The organism is Acidovorax sp. GW821-FHT10E04 (genome assembly GCF_059415185.1).
The window spans coordinates 126,628-141,132 of record NZ_JBWKMT010000004.1; the positions used below are offsets into that span (position 1 = coordinate 126,628).

General features: G+C 65.7%; 16 protein-coding genes. 13 read left to right on the forward strand and 3 right to left on the reverse strand.

Features of this window, described 5'->3' with window-relative positions:
• Positions 1 to 6: 6 nt before the first annotated feature.
• Together AC07OC_RS14035 and lolA are read left to right on the forward strand one after the other, a co-directional pair.
• Positions 7 to 2,340, forward strand: a complete 2,334-nt coding sequence (locus AC07OC_RS14035; RefSeq protein WP_218340019.1) for a DNA translocase FtsK — start codon at positions 7 to 9, stop codon at positions 2,338 to 2,340.
• Positions 2,341 to 2,388: 48 nt separating this feature from the next.
• A complete protein-coding gene (gene lolA, locus AC07OC_RS14040; protein ID WP_218295727.1) occupies positions 2,389 to 3,021 on the forward strand; it encodes an outer membrane lipoprotein periplasmic chaperone LolA in 633 nt (210 codons plus the stop codon).
• A 132-nt stretch (positions 3,022 to 3,153) separates the two neighbouring features.
• On the opposite strand, the gene AC07OC_RS14045 is transcribed toward lolA, so the two are convergent.
• Positions 3,154 to 3,510 carry a DUF1304 domain-containing protein gene (locus AC07OC_RS14045; protein WP_218340020.1) on the reverse strand — a complete coding sequence of 119 codons (357 nt, stop codon included), beginning with the start codon at positions 3,508 to 3,510 and terminating at the stop codon, positions 3,154 to 3,156.
• 386 nt (positions 3,511 to 3,896) lie between these two features.
• Here AC07OC_RS14045 and AC07OC_RS14050 point away from each other — a divergent pair, with 386 nt between their 5' ends.
• From AC07OC_RS14050 to AC07OC_RS14085, 8 genes are all read left to right on the forward strand, one after another.
• On the forward strand, positions 3,897 to 5,237 hold the full coding sequence (locus AC07OC_RS14050; protein WP_218340021.1) for a replication-associated recombination protein A: 1,341 nt from the start codon (positions 3,897 to 3,899) through the stop codon (positions 5,235 to 5,237).
• 314 nt (positions 5,238 to 5,551) lie between these two features.
• Positions 5,552 to 6,481 carry a branched-chain amino acid ABC transporter permease gene (locus AC07OC_RS14055; RefSeq protein WP_218295724.1) on the forward strand — a complete coding sequence of 310 codons (930 nt, stop codon included), beginning with the start codon at positions 5,552 to 5,554 and terminating at the stop codon, positions 6,479 to 6,481.
• Between the two features lie 13 nt (positions 6,482 to 6,494).
• Entirely contained in the window at positions 6,495 to 7,571 is a 1,077-nt protein-coding gene (locus AC07OC_RS14060) for an ABC transporter permease subunit (RefSeq protein ID WP_218295723.1), read from the forward strand.
• A gap of 25 nt (positions 7,572 to 7,596) precedes the next feature.
• Complete coding sequence (locus AC07OC_RS14065; protein WP_218295722.1) at positions 7,597 to 8,379, forward strand: ABC transporter ATP-binding protein; 783 nt, start codon at positions 7,597 to 7,599, stop codon at positions 8,377 to 8,379.
• A gap of 2 nt (positions 8,380 to 8,381) precedes the next feature.
• Positions 8,382 to 9,110, forward strand: coding sequence for an ABC transporter ATP-binding protein (locus tag AC07OC_RS14070; RefSeq protein WP_218295721.1), 729 nt, complete (start codon positions 8,382 to 8,384; stop codon positions 9,108 to 9,110).
• Positions 9,111 to 9,335: 225 nt separating this feature from the next.
• On the forward strand, positions 9,336 to 9,698 hold the full coding sequence (locus AC07OC_RS14075) for a DMT family protein (RefSeq protein ID WP_218340022.1): 363 nt from the start codon (positions 9,336 to 9,338) through the stop codon (positions 9,696 to 9,698).
• 116 nt (positions 9,699 to 9,814) lie between these two features.
• Positions 9,815 to 10,462 (forward strand): DUF47 domain-containing protein, encoded by a 648-nt coding sequence (locus tag AC07OC_RS14080; protein ID WP_010463500.1) that lies wholly within the window; start codon positions 9,815 to 9,817, stop codon positions 10,460 to 10,462.
• Positions 10,463 to 10,481: 19 nt separating this feature from the next.
• A complete protein-coding gene (locus AC07OC_RS14085) occupies positions 10,482 to 11,492 on the forward strand; it encodes an inorganic phosphate transporter (RefSeq protein WP_218295719.1) in 1,011 nt (336 codons plus the stop codon).
• Between the two features lie 114 nt (positions 11,493 to 11,606).
• Here the strand turns inward: AC07OC_RS14085 and AC07OC_RS14090 are convergent, their stop codons facing one another.
• Together AC07OC_RS14090 and AC07OC_RS14095 are read right to left on the reverse strand one after the other, a co-directional pair.
• Positions 11,607 to 12,053 carry a TM2 domain-containing protein gene (locus tag AC07OC_RS14090; RefSeq protein ID WP_218295718.1) on the reverse strand — a complete coding sequence of 149 codons (447 nt, stop codon included), beginning with the start codon at positions 12,051 to 12,053 and terminating at the stop codon, positions 11,607 to 11,609.
• 90 nt (positions 12,054 to 12,143) lie between these two features.
• On the reverse strand, positions 12,144 to 12,665 hold the full coding sequence (locus AC07OC_RS14095; RefSeq protein ID WP_218340023.1) for a GNAT family N-acetyltransferase: 522 nt from the start codon (positions 12,663 to 12,665) through the stop codon (positions 12,144 to 12,146).
• A 146-nt stretch (positions 12,666 to 12,811) separates the two neighbouring features.
• Here AC07OC_RS14095 and rpsP point away from each other — a divergent pair, with 146 nt between their 5' ends.
• From rpsP to trmD, 3 genes are all read left to right on the forward strand, one after another.
• Positions 12,812 to 13,063: a 30S ribosomal protein S16 gene (gene rpsP, locus AC07OC_RS14100; RefSeq protein WP_008904984.1), complete on the forward strand. Its 252-nt coding sequence runs from the start codon at positions 12,812 to 12,814 to the stop codon at positions 13,061 to 13,063.
• Positions 13,064 to 13,137: 74 nt separating this feature from the next.
• Positions 13,138 to 13,707: a ribosome maturation factor RimM gene (rimM, locus tag AC07OC_RS14105; RefSeq protein ID WP_218295716.1), complete on the forward strand. Its 570-nt coding sequence runs from the start codon at positions 13,138 to 13,140 to the stop codon at positions 13,705 to 13,707.
• Between the two features lie 28 nt (positions 13,708 to 13,735).
• Positions 13,736 to 14,494: a tRNA (guanosine(37)-N1)-methyltransferase TrmD gene (gene trmD / locus AC07OC_RS14110; protein ID WP_218340024.1), complete on the forward strand. Its 759-nt coding sequence runs from the start codon at positions 13,736 to 13,738 to the stop codon at positions 14,492 to 14,494.
• Positions 14,495 to 14,505: the final 11 nt, after the last annotated feature.

Genomic DNA, 14,505 nt, shown 5'->3' on the forward strand with positions numbered 1-14,505 from the left:
ACGCATATGACCTATTCCCTCAATACCCTGAATGCATCGGCGGCGGCCAAGTCGCCGCCCCGCACGGGCGCTGCCCGTTTTGGCCATGAAATCGGCCTCATGGTGGGGCTGCTGGCCCTGGTTTTCTGGCTTCTGGCCCTGTTCAGCTATTCGGCGCAGGATGCCGCCTGGTCCACCTCGGGCGCCCGGGGCGGGCGCATGGTCGCCAACTGGGCGGGCCGGTTCGGCGCGTGGCTGGCCGATGGCAGCTACTTCGCGCTGGGGTTTTCGGTGTGGTGGTGCGTGGCGGCCGGCGTGCGCGCCTGGCTTTCGTCGCTGGCGCGCTGGATGCGCGGCGGAGAGTCCGTTGCGGGGGCCGCGGGCCCGATGCGGCGGCGGGCACTTTTCTGGGCCGGCCTGGTGGTGCTGATGTGCTCCAGCACCGCGCTGGAATGGTCGCGCCTGTACCGGTTTGAATCCTTCCTGCCCGGGCATGCCGGTGGCGTGCTGGGCTACATCATGGGGCCCGCCAGCGTGAAGTGGCTGGGCTTCACGGGCTCGGGCCTGCTGGCCATCGTGCTGGCGGTGCTGGGCGCGGCGCTGGTGTTCCGCTTCTCGTGGGGCCACGTCGCGGAGTTCGTGGGCGGCCGCATCGACGCGCTGGTGCAGTCGCGCCTGGCCCAGCGCGAGGTGGCCAAGGACGTGGCCGTGGGCCGCAAGGCCGCGCGCGAGCGCGAGGTGGTGGTGCTGGAGGAGCGCACCGAGAGCGAGGTGCACCATCCCGAGCCCATCCAGATCATCGAACCCGTGCTGGTGGAGGTGCCGCAGAGCACCCGCGTGGTGAAGGAGCGCCAGAAGCCCCTGTTCACCGAGATGCCCGACAGCAAGCTGCCGCTGGTGGACCTGCTCGACGGCCCGCTGCAGCGCCAGGAGACCGTGGCGCCCGAGACGCTGGAGATGACCAGCCGCCTCATCGAGAAGAAGCTCAAGGATTTCGGCGTGGAGGTGCGCGTGGTAGCCGCCATGCCCGGTCCGGTGATCACGCGCTACGAGATCGAGCCCGCCACGGGCGTGAAGGGCTCGCAGATCGTGGGCCTGGCCAAGGACCTGGCGCGTTCGCTCAGCCTGGTGTCCATCCGCGTGGTGGAGACCATCCCGGGCAAGAACTACATGGCGCTGGAGCTGCCCAACGCCAAGCGCCAGTCCATCCGCCTGTCCGAGATCCTCGGCTCGCAGGTCTACCACGAGGCCAAGAGCATGCTCACCATGGGCCTGGGCAAGGACATCGTGGGCAATCCGGTGGTGGCAGACCTCGCCAAGATGCCGCACGTGCTGGTGGCTGGTACCACGGGCTCGGGCAAGTCGGTGGGGATCAACGCCATGATCCTCTCGCTGCTGTACAAGGCCGAGGCGCGCGATGTGCGCCTGTTGATGATCGACCCCAAGATGCTGGAAATGTCGGTCTACGAAGGCATTCCGCACCTGCTGGCGCCCGTGGTGACCGACATGAAGCAGGCGGCGCACGGCCTGAACTGGTGCGTGGCCGAGATGGAGCGGCGCTACAAGCTCATGTCCAAACTGGGCGTGCGCAACCTGGCGGGCTACAACGTCAAGATCGACGAAGCCAAGGCGCGCGAGGAGTTCATCTACAACCCCTTCAGCCTGACGCCCGAAGAGCCCGAGCCCCTGCAGCGCCTGCCGCACATCGTGGTCATCATCGACGAGCTGGCCGACCTGATGATGGTGGTGGGCAAGAAGATCGAGGAGCTGATCGCCCGCCTGGCGCAGAAGGCGCGGGCGGCCGGCATCCATCTGATTTTGGCCACGCAGCGGCCCAGCGTGGATGTGATCACCGGCCTGATCAAGGCCAATATCCCGACCCGCATCGCGTTCTCGGTGGGCTCCAAGATCGACAGCCGCACCATCCTGGACCAGATGGGCGCAGAAGCCCTGCTGGGCATGGGCGACATGCTCTACATGGCGAGCGGCACCGGCCTGCCGATCCGGGTGCATGGCGCCTTCGTGTCGGACGAGGAAGTACACCGTGTCGTCAGCTACCTCAAGGAACAAGGGGAGCCGGACTACATAGATGGCGTGCTCGAAGGCGGAACTGTGGATGGCGAGGGGGATCTGTCAGGGGAGGGCGGCGGCGACGGGGGTGAGAAGGACCCCATGTACGACCAGGCCGTCGAAGTGGTGCTCAAGGACCGCAAGGCGAGCATCTCGTACGTGCAGCGCAAGCTGCGCATTGGCTACAACCGCTCTGCGCGTTTGCTGGAAGACATGGAAAAGGCGGGCCTCGTCAGTGGCCTGACCACCAGCGGCCAGCGCGAGGTTTTGGTGCCGGCGCGCAGCGAGTGACCCGGGCGGGGCGCCAAGCCCGGCCCATGCCCCTTACAGGAGTTTTTGTTGAAAAAGATCGCCACTGCAATTTTGATAGCTGCCAGCGCAACACTGGCAAGCGCTGATGGCCTGAAAAGCCTTGAGTCCTTCATGAAGGGCACGCAGACCGGCCGGGCGGATTTCAGCCAGACGGTGACCTCGCCGCCCAAGGACGGGCAGACCGCGCGCACCAAGAATTCCAGCGGCAGCTTCGAGTTCCAGCGCCCCGGGCGCTTCAAGTTCGTCTACAAGAAACCTTTCGAGCAGACCATCGTGGCCGACGGCCAGACCCTGTGGCTCTACGACGTGGACCTGAACCAGGTCACCCAGCGCGCACAGGCGCAGGCCCTGGGCACCACCCCGGCGGCGCTGCTGGCCTCGGCGCCCGATCTGTCGGCGCTGAAGGCCGAATTCACGCTGGAGTCCGCGCCGGATCAGGATGGCCTGCAGTGGGTGCTCGCCAGCCCCAAGGCCAAGGACGGCCAGCTCAGGAGCGTGCGCGTGGGCTTTGCCGGCGAGCAGCTCGCGGCGCTGGACATCCTGGACAGTTTCGGCCAGCGCTCGCTGATCCGTTTTACCGGCATGCAGGCCAATGCCGCGCTGCCCGCCGGCACGTTCCAGTTCAAGCCCCCGGCCGGGGCGGACGTGGTCAAGCAGTAACGTTCTGCGGCGGCCGGTTGCCGGTGCCTGGATTGCCGACCTGCTATTGAATAGATAGCTATTGGCGCTTTCTGGCAGGACGCCAGCGGCCGCAAGGGACCGCAAGGGTGGCGCTGGCTGCCCGGGCGCGGCTCACCCCAGCAGCAGCAAGGCAAGGCCGATGGCGGCCGGCACGGACTGGATGAACAGGATCTTGCGGCTGGCCGTGGCCGCCCCATACAGGCCGGCGATCAGCACGCACAGCAGGAAGAACACCTTCACGCCCAGACCGGCGTCTCCCAGCGTCAGCCCCCAGAACAGGCCTGCCGCCAGGAATCCGTTGTAGAGCCCCTGGTTCGCCGCCAGCACCTTGGTCGCGGCGGCCTGCTCGCGGGACTGGCCAAAGGCGCGCCGTCCGGCGGGCTTTTCCCAGAGGAACATCTCCAGCACCAGGATGTACACGTGCAGGAGGCCGATCAGACCGACGACGATATTGGCGGCAAGGGACATGAAAACTCCATGGGGTGGTGGCAGGCAAGGGCCGCGGGTGCGGTGCGAGGGCACCACGGTAATCCATTTCAGGCCGCGGGTGTTTCCCGGCACAGTCACCTGGGCGCGCCAGGTGGTGGGCGTGCCTCCCCTTGCGCGCGCGGCGAAGAAAGAAGGAGTGCTGCCAGCGGCCTGGTTCCCGACGGTGCCCTTGCCGGAGCGCGGCGGCCGGTTGTGTTGGAATGGCGGCATGAAGACCGTTTTCCGCCTGCGCACCCGGGCCGCGCAGCCAGCCGATCCTTGCGTTCCTGGCGCCCTGTCGCGCCAACTGCCCTCTCTGCATGCCCTCGCCACCGGGCCGCGCGCCCCGGCCGCCCGTTGTGGCGCCCGCGCCGCGGAGGGCTGAGATGGCCGCCCGCAACGCCCCCCCAGAAACCTCGCAGGCGCTCCACCGCCCCCTGGCCGAGCGCCTGCGGCCCCGCACGCTGGGCGAGGTGATCGGCCAGCAGCATGTGCTGGGCCCGGGCATGCCGCTGCGGCTCGCGTTCGAGTCGGGCCGCCCGCACAGCTGCATCCTCTGGGGGCCGCCCGGCGTGGGCAAGACCACCATCGCGCGCCTGATGGCCGATGCGTTCGATGCGCAGTTCATCAGCATCAGCGCCGTGCTGGGCGGGGTCAAGGACATCCGCGAGGCCGTGGAACGCGCCGAGGCAGCGCGCGACGGGCTGATGCAGCAGCGCACCATCGTCTTCGTCGACGAGGTGCACCGCTTCAACAAGAGCCAGCAGGATGCCTTCCTGCCGCATGTGGAGAGCGGGCTGTTCACCTTCATCGGCGCGACCACCGAAAACCCCTCGTTCGAGGTGAACTCCGCGCTGCTGTCGCGCGCCGCCGTCTATGTGCTGCAGCCGCTGTCCGAGCAGGATTTGAAGCAGATTGTGGCCCTGGCCCAGGCGGAACAGGCGCTTCCAGCTATTGAAGATGTAGCAATCGAGCGCCTGGTGGCCTACGCCGACGGCGATGCCCGCCGCCTGCTCAATACGCTCGAAACCCTGGCGATGGCGGCGGCCCAGGAGAAGCTGCCCGAGATCACCGATGCCTGGCTGCTCAAGGTGCTGGGCGAGCGCATGCGCCGCTACGACAAGGGCGGCGAGCAGTTCTACGACACCATCAGCGCGCTGCACAAGTCGGTGCGGGGCTCCGACCCCGACGCCGCGCTGTACTGGCTGGTGCGCATGCTCGACGGTGGTGCCGATCCGCGCTACATGGCCCGCCGCCTGGTGCGCATGGCCAGCGAGGACATCGGCCTGGCCGACCCGCGCGCGCTGCGCCTGGCGCTGGATGCGACCGAGGTGTACGAGCGCCTGGGCAGCCCCGAGGGCGAACTGGCCCTGGCCGAATGCGTGGTGTACCTGGCCGTCGCGCCCAAGTCGAACGCGGTCTACAAGGCCTACAACGCGGCCCGCGCCTGGGTGAAGAAGGACGGGACCCGCCCCGTGCCCATGCACCTGCGCAATGCACCAACCCAGCTCATGAAGCAGCTGGACTACGGCAAGGGCTACCGCTACGCGCACGACGAGGAGGGCGGCTTCGCGGCGGGCGAGAACTACCTGCCCGAAGGCATGCCGGAGCCCGGTTTCTACGCGCCGGTGGAGCGCGGGCTCGAAATCAAGATCGCACAGAAGTTGCGTGAACTGCGGGACCGCAATGTGTCGGCCGATTCCGGGGACGGGCAGGGCGGCACCTGATCGGCCGGCAGGGGCGGGGGCGCGCCCCCTTCATGCCGATTTGGCATGAATTGGGTAATAAGTTCGCACATCAATTTTCCTGCTTGCATCATGTGCGCTTATGAATTGCGTTGCCCGCTGATGTGGCCCCAACCCGAGGGAAAACCCCGCCCGGCTTGGCGGGGGCCGCTTGTGACTACTCGCTACAATCCCGTCCACAAACCCGCACAGCTGCACTTCTGGCGGGTTTTTTGCTAGATGGCAGTCGGGCCCACAAGGCTGTACCGATTCCGGTGCCAAAGCGGTGGGTACGTTACAAACGAAGGACTTCTCTTATGGACATTTTGCTGCAACAGATCATCAACGGTCTGGTACTCGGCAGCATGTACGCCTTGATAGCCTTGGGCTACACCATGGTGTACGGCATTATTCAGCTGATCAATTTCGCCCACGGCGAGGTGCTGATGATCGGGGCTCTGACCAGTTGGAGCTGCATAGGAATGATGCAGGCCGCGATGCCGGGCGCGCCTGGCTGGCTGATCCTGCTGCTGGCGACCCTCATTGCCTGCGTGGTCGCCGCGACGCTCAATTTCGTGATCGAGAAGGTGGCCTACCGGCCCCTGCGCAACAGTCCGCGCCTGGCACCCCTGATCACCGCCATCGGCATGTCGATCCTGCTGCAGACGCTGGCGATGATCATCTGGAAGCCCAACTACAAGCCCTATCCCACGATGCTGCCTAGCACGCCGTTCCAGGTCGGCGGCGCCTTCATCACCCCCACGCAGATACTGATCCTGGGCGTGACGGCCGTGGCCCTCGCTTCCCTCGTGTACCTGGTGAACCACACCAACCTGGGCCGCGCCATGCGCGCCACGGCCGAGAACCCCCGCGTGGCCTCGCTCATGGGCGTCAAGCCCGACATGGTGATCTCCGCCACCTTCATCATCGGCGCCATCCTGGCGGCCGTGGCCGGCATCATGTATGCCTCCAACTACGGCACGGCGCAGCACACCATGGGCTTCCTGCCCGGGCTCAAGGCCTTCACGGCAGCCGTGTTCGGCGGCATCGGCAACCTGGCCGGCGCGGTGGTCGGCGGCATCCTGCTGGGCCTCATCGAAGCCATCGGCTCGGGCTACATCGGCACGCTCACGGGCGGCCTGCTGGGCAGCCACTACACCGACATCTTTGCGTTCATCGTGCTCATCATCATCCTGACGCTGCGCCCCTCGGGCCTGCTGGGTGAGCGTGTGGCGGATCGCGCCTGAGGAGCCTAGGACCATGAAGAACACCAAAACCAACTGGATCATCGGCGCCGTCGCGCTGCTGGTGCTGCCGCTGATCCTGCAATCCTTCGGCAACGCCTGGGTGCGCATCGCCGACCTGGCCCTGCTGTATGTGCTGCTGGCCCTGGGCCTGAACATCGTGGTGGGCTACGCCGGCCTGCTGGACCTGGGCTACGTGGCGTTCTACGCCGTGGGCGCCTACCTGTTTGCCTTGATGGCTTCGCCGCACCTCGCGGACAACTTTGCGGCCTTTGCCGCCATGTTCCCCACCGGCCTGCACACCTCGCTGTGGCTGGTCATACCGTTGGCGGCATTGCTCGCGGCGTTCTTCGGGGCGCTGTTGGGAGCCCCCACGCTCAAGCTGCGGGGTGACTACCTGGCCATCGTCACGCTGGGCTTCGGCGAAATCATCCGGATCTTCCTGAACAACCTGGACCACCCCGTCAACCTGACCAACGGCCCCAAGGGCCTGGGCCAGATCGACTCGGTCAAGGTCTTTGGCCTGGACCTGGGCAAGCGGCTGGAGCTGTTCGGCTACGACATCAACTCGGTCACGCTGTATTACTACCTGTTCCTGATCCTGGTGGTGATCTCCATCGTGATCTGCTACCGCCTGCAGGATTCGCGCATCGGCCGCGCCTGGATGGCCATCCGCGAGGACGAGATCGCCGCCAAGGCCATGGGCATCAACACCCGCAACATGAAGCTGCTGGCCTTCGGCATGGGCGCTTCGTTCGGCGGCGTGTCGGGTGCGATGTTCGGTGCGTTCCAGGGCTTCGTGTCGCCCGAGTCGTTCAGCCTGATGGAGTCGGTCATGATCGTCGCCATGGTGGTGCTGGGCGGCATCGGCCACATCCCTGGCGTGATCTTGGGGGCCGTGCTGCTGTCGGCCCTGCCCGAGGTGCTGCGCTACGTCGCCGGTCCGCTGCAGGCCATGACGGACGGCCGCCTGGACTCCGCCATCCTGCGCCAGCTGCTGATCGCGCTGGCCATGATCGTCATCATGCTGATTCGCCCCCGCGGCCTGTGGCCCTCGCCTGAGCACGGCAAGAGCCTGACGCAGAAGACCTGAAGCAGAACACCACCGAAAGTTAGCAATGACAGAGAAATCCAATGAAGTGGTGCTGAAGGTCGCCGGCATTTCCAAGCGCTTTGGCGGCCTGCAGGCCCTGTCCGACGTCGGGATCACCATCCAGCGCGGCCAGGTCTATGGCCTGATCGGCCCCAACGGAGCGGGCAAGACCACGTTCTTCAATGTGATCACGGGCCTGTACACCCCCGACAGCGGCACGTTCGAGCTGGCCGGCAAGGCCTACGAGCCCACCGCCGTGCATGAAGTGGCCAAGGCAGGCATCGCCCGCACCTTCCAGAACATTCGCCTGTTCGCCGAGATGACGGCGCTGGAGAACGTGATGGTCGGCCGCCACATCCGGACCAAGTCCGGGTTGCTCGGCGCCGTGCTGCGCACCAAGGGCTTCAAGGAAGAAGAAGCCGCCATCGCCAAGCGCGCGCAGGAGCTGCTTGACTACGTGGGCATCGGCAAGTTCGCCGACTACAAGGCGCGCACCCTGAGCTACGGTGACCAGCGCCGCCTGGAAATCGCCCGCGCCCTGGCCACCGACCCGCAGCTGATCGCCCTGGACGAGCCCGCCGCCGGCATGAACGCCACCGAGAAGGTGCTGCTGCGCGAGCTGATCGACCGCATCCGCAACGACAACCGCACCATCCTGCTCATCGAGCACGACGTGAAGCTGGTGATGGGCCTGTGCGACCGCGTGACGGTGCTTGACTACGGCAAGCAGATCGCCGAAGGCAACCCCGCCGAAGTGCAGAAGAACGAAAAAGTGATTGAGGCCTATCTGGGCACCGGAGGACATTGAGAATGGCCGAAAAATCCAACAAGGTACTGCTGCAGGTCAAGGGCCTGAAAGTGGCCTACGGCGGTATCCAGGCCGTCAAGGGCGTGGACTTCGAAGTGCGCGAAGGCGAGCTGGTCTCGCTGATCGGCTCCAACGGCGCCGGCAAGACCACCACCATGAAGGCCATCACCGGCACCCTGGGCATGAACGATGGCGACATCCTGTACCTGGGTGAAAGCATCAAGGGCAAGGGCGCCTGGGACCTGGTGAAGAAGGGTCTGGTGATGGTGCCCGAAGGCCGTGGCGTGTTCGCGCGCATGACCATCACCGAGAACCTGCAGATGGGCGCCTACACGCGCAGGGACAAGGCGGGCATCCTGGCCGACATCGAGAAGATGTTCACCATCTTCCCGCGCCTGCGCGAGCGCAAGGACCAACTGGCCGGCACCATGTCGGGCGGCGAGCAGCAGATGCTGGCCATGGGCCGCGCGCTCATGAGCCAGCCCAAGGTGCTGCTGCTGGACGAGCCCTCCATGGGCCTGTCGCCCATCATGGTGGACAAGATCTTCGAGGTGGTGCGCGACGTGTACGCCCTGGGCGTGACCATCCTGCTGGTGGAGCAGAACGCGAGCCGCGCGCTGGCCATTGCCGACCGCGGCTACGTGATGGAGTCGGGCCTCATCACGATGACGGGCCCCGGCCAGGAACTGCTGAGCGACCCCAAAGTGCGGGCGGCCTACCTGGGCGAATAACCCGCCTGCCGCGCATTGGGCGCCGTGGGCGCCACCGGAAAAAAGGCACTGCCCAGCCGCAGTGCCTTTTTTCATGGCGGCACGAACCGCCTGCGGCAGGAAGGCATCTGTGCTTGATATGCTATCTATTTCGTAGCCAAAAGGGGTGATGCGTCAGGCGCCATGGGCTTGTTTTGTCCATAATCTGGCCCCTTGCCGTCTTTCTGCCGTCCACGCTGCACCGCCATGAACGCCCTGCAATCCCTGCCGATCTCGCTCCAGACCGTCCTGCTCCTGATCGCCAGCAATGTCTTCATGACCTTTGCCTGGTACGGGCACCTCAAGAACCTGGCCACGTCGCCCTGGTACACCGCCGCGCTGGTGAGCTGGGGCATCGCCCTGTTCGAGTACCTGCTGCAGGTGCCGGCCAACCGCATCGGCTTCACGCAGTTCAATGTGGGCCAGCTCAAGATCATGCAGGAGGTGATCACGCTGGCCGTGTTCGTGCCGTTCGCGGTGTTCTACATGGGCCAGCCGCTGAAGTGGGACTACCTGTGGGCGGGCCTGTGCCTGGTGGGTGCGGTGTACTTCATCTTCCGAAGCGCCTGAGCCCGCCCGCGCCCCGGCGGGGCGGACGGTTAAACTCCCCGGGTCACGGAACAGTCATGTTTCTGTCATGACGCCGTCCCTCTTTTCAGAAATCCGATCCCCCTCCAGGAGCCCCCATGCTGTTTGCCAAGCTGTTGCCACGCGAAGGCAATTTTTTTGAAATGTTCAACCAGCATGCGGACCGCATCGTGGAAGCGGCCCGCGCTTTTTCGCAACTGGTGGCCAATTACAACGACCCGCACCTGCGCGACAAGTACAACCAGGACGTGGACAACGCCGAGCGTGCCGCCGACCGCGTGACGCACGAGGTGAACAAGGCCATCCACAAGACCTTCATCACCCCCATCGACCGTGAGCAGATCCACACGCTCATCAACACCATGGACGATGTGGCCGACCTGATCCAGGATTCCGCCGAAACCATGGCGCTCTACGACGTGCGCCACATGACCGAGGAGATCACGCGCCTCACGGACCTGAGCCTCAAGTGCTGCGAACGCCTGCGCGACGCCGTCAAGCTGCTCGACAAGATCGCCGACCCGGCCGTGGCCGAGGCCGCGCTCAAGACCTGCGAGGAGATCGACAAGCTCGAGTCCGACGCCGACCGCGTGATGCGCAGCGCCATGAGCAAGCTCTTTCGCGAGGAGCCCGATGTGCGCGAGGTGATCAAGCTCAAGGCGATCTACGAGCTGCTCGAGACGATCACCGACAAGTGCGAGGATGTGGCCAACTGCATCGAGGGCATCGTCCTCGAGAACTCCTGATCCCCGCGGGCTGACCAGCATGGAAACCGTACAAACGGCCCTCTGGGTTGTGGTCCTGCTCGTGGCGCTGGCGATCCTGTTCGACTTCATGAACGGGTTCCACGACGCCGCCAACTCCATTGCCACGGTGGTCTCCACCGGCGTGCTCAAGCCCGCGCAGGCGGTGCTGTTCGCGGCATTCTTCAACTTCGTGGCGATCTTCGTCTTTCACCTGAGCGTGGCCGCCACGGTGGGCAAGGGCATCGTGCAGCCCGGCGTGGTGGATACGCACGTGGTGTTTGGCGCCCTGGTGGGCGCCATCACCTGGAACGTGATCACCTGGTACTACGGTATTCCCAGCAGTTCCTCGCATGCGCTCATCGGCGGCATCGTGGGCGCGGTGATCGCCAAGGCGGGCGCCAGTGCGCTGATCTCCGCCGGCATCCTCAAGACCGTGGCGTTCATCTTCGTCTCGCCGCTGCTGGGCTTCACCCTGGGCTCGATCATGATGGTGGCGGTGGCCTGGATCTTCCGGCGAACGCGGCCGAGCAAGGTGGACAAATGGTTCCGCCGGCTGCAGCTGGTGTCTGCGGGCGCTTACAGCCTGGGCCACGGCGGCAACGATGCGCAAAAGACCATCGGCATCATCTGGCTGCTGCTGATTGCGACGGGGTATTCTTCGGCGTCCGACGCATCACCACCGACCTGGGCCATCGTGAGCTGCTATGTGGCCATCGGCCTGGGCACCATGTTCGGCGGCTGGCGCATCGTCAAGACCATGGGCCAGAAGATCACCAAGCTCAAGCCCGTGGGCGGCTTCTGCGCGGAGACGGGTGGGGCGATGACGCTGTTTCTTGCCACCACGCTGGGCATCCCGGTCTCGACCACGCACACCATCACGGGTGCGATTGTCGGCGTGGGCTCCACCCAGCGCGCCAGCGCTGTGCGCTGGGGTGTGGCGGGCAACATCGTCTGGGCCTGGATACTGACCATCCCGGCCAGCGCGTTCGTCGCGGCCGTGGCGTACTGGATCAGCCTGCAGATGTTCTGAGCCTGGAATCCTTGATTTGCTATTGGATATGTAGCTAACAAGGCAATTCAGATAAGCGCTAACGCCCCAATTGAATGCAAATTCAATGGGGCGTTTGTCCTGGTGCCAGCGGGATCACTGCGAGATCTTGCGGGCTTCCTCGATCTGGTACTCGAAATACCGTTGAAAGCTGAACGCGAGGCTGGCCATCAGCACGGCGGTGCCGACCATCAGCGAGACCACGATGGCGCCGATGGTGATCCATTGCGTCCTGCCGGCCGGGGCGTCGGGTGCGGCGGCTGGGTTGTAGCGCGCGTTCCACGCCTCGGGTGTTTTCAGCGCGAACAGGATGGCCTGCAATGCGCAGCCGGCGATCGTGAAGCCCAGCAGGGGAATCAGCATCCAACTGTAGTGGTCGTCCTGGCCGAGCTGCTGCACGCGCTGGATGCCGTAGATGCCCAGCGCCGTGGGAATCGGCAGCAGCCAGCCGAGCAGGTCGCCCAGGCCGTGAAGATAAAAGCGGTGCAGGCCCAGAGGGCCGCCGAGGAAGGCCAGCCAGGCGGCCAGGGTCTTGTTCTTCATCGCCGGGCCGTCCCGGGAAAAAATGCGGCTGCCTCGGGGGCCGTGGTCACACGAAGCGGGAGAGCGTGGGGGGTATGTTCCATGCCCCGATTATTCAGGCGAACTGGTATCGCCCGCACCCAGGGTCTTTTCCATGAGCACGATGTCGCGCCAGGCGCCGAATTTCCAGCCCACCGAGCGCATGACGCCCACGTCGGTGAACCCCAGCGACCGGTGCACGCCGATCGAGCCCAGGTTGGCCGAATCGCCAATCACCGCCAGCAACTTGCGCACCCCGGCCGCCTCGGCCTGGACAGCCAGCTCGGCGAGCAGCTTGCGGCCCACGCCCATGCCGCGGGCGTCGTCGGCCACGTAGATCGAGTCCTCGGCCGAAAAGCGGTAGGCCGGGCGTGGCTTGAACCAGTTGGCATAGGCAAAGCCCATCACCCGCCCGTCCTTTTCGGCCACGATGTACGGCAGATTGCGCGCCAGCACGTCGGCCCGGCGGCCCGCCATGTCGGTTTCGGTGGGCGGATCGATCTCGAAAGTGCCTGTCCCGGTCAGGACGTGGTGGGCATAAATGGCGGTGATGGCCGCGATATCTTCGTCGCGGCTGGGGCGGATGGTAGGCATTTGCGGGGAAGTGGATATAATCGTGGGCTTTGCAGCGTGTCGCTGGCCGGGTGGCCATGTCGCGTGTCTCAAGCGTTGCGAATATGGTTGCGAACACTGTGGCTCAAGGCAAATGTTGCCGGAGTTCACCACCCGAAGGATAAATCATGGTCGTCATTCGACTCTCCCGCGGCGGCTCCAAGGGCCGTCCTTTCTTCAATATCGTCGTTGCTGACAAGCGCGTGCGCCGTGACGGCCGCTTCATCGAGCGCATCGGCTTCTACAACCCCACCGCCAAGGAATCCGAAGAAGGCCTGCGCATCGTGCAAGACCGTCTGACGTACTGGAAGAGCGTGGGCGCCCAGTCCTCGCCTACCGTGGACCGCCTGATCAAGCAAGCCGCCAAGAAGGCTGCTTAAAGCTCCCTGAAAAGGGCGGGTTCCGTCGGCTTGCCGCGCGGAACCCGCCCTTTTCCTATTCTGGAATCACCACCATGGCCGCCACCCTGACCCTCGAACCCGCCGAGCTGCCCCCCGATGCCATCGAAGTGGGCCGCATCGCCGACGCCTGGGGGGTCAAGGGCTGGTTCAAGGTGCTGCCCCACAGCAGCAGCCCCGAGGCACTGTTTTCCTCCAAGCGCTGGTACCTGCAGCCGTCCGAGCGCGGGGCCAGGACGTTCACCGGGACCGTGCTGTTGCCCATCCGGCAGGCCAAGGACCATTCCGACACCGTGGTGGCCTGGGCGCAGGGCATTGACGACCGCAATGCCGCGGAGGCCTTGCGCGGCGCGCGCATCTTCGTGCCGCGATCGAGCTTTCCGTCCACCACGGACGACGAGTACTACTGGGTCGACCTGATCGGCCTTGCGGTCCTCAACCGCGAAGGCGTGGCGCTCGGCGAGGTGCGGGAGCTCATGTCCACCGGTCCGCAGACGGTGCTGGTGCTGGCCTACGAGCAGGACGGCAAGGCGCTGGAGCGCATGATTCCCTTTGTCTCGGCCTTCGTCGACAAGGTGGACCTGCCGGAAAAGCGCATCACGGTGGACTGGCAGCCTGATTACTGATCGGCCTTGACGGACCGCGCCGCGCACCATGCGCTTTGACCTCATCACCCTGTTTCCCGAGCTGTTCGCGCCCTTCCTGGCCAGCGGCGTGACCCGGCGCGCCTACGCCAGCGGCCAGGTCGATGTGCGCCTGTGGAACCCGCGGGACCATGCCGACGGCAACTACCGCCGTGTGGACGACCGCCCCTTTGGCGGCGGCCCGGGCATGGTGATGATGGCGGAGCCCCTCGCGCGGTGCCTCTCGGCCATCCGGGCCGAGCGCGGCGAGCTCCAGGGCAGCCAGGCGCCGCTGGTCCTTTTTTCGCCCATTGGCGAGTCGCTCAACCATGCGGCCGTGGAGCGCTGGTCGGCCAGCGCGGGGGCCATCCTGCTGTGCGGGCGCTATGAGGGCATCGACCAGCGATTCATCGACGCCCATGTCGATGTGCAGATGAGCCTGGGCGACTTCGTGCTGTCAGGGGGCGAAATCGCAGCCATGGCCTTGCTGGACGCCGTGGCGCGCCTGCAGCCCGGCGTGCTCAATGACGAGGGTAGCCACCAGCTCGACAGCTTCAATCCGGCGCTCGATGGCCTGCTGGACTGCCCCCACTACACGCGCCCCGAGGAATGGGCAGGGCAGCAGGTGCCGGCCGCGCTGATGTCCGGCCACCACGCGCACATCGAGCGCTGGCGGCGCGACCAGCGCCTGGCCATCACGGCCCGGCACCGGCCCGACCTCATCGACGCCGCGCGAAAGGCGGGGCGGCTGGCGCCCGCTGACGAGGCGGTATTGGCCAAGCTCGCCTGAATTGCTATAAT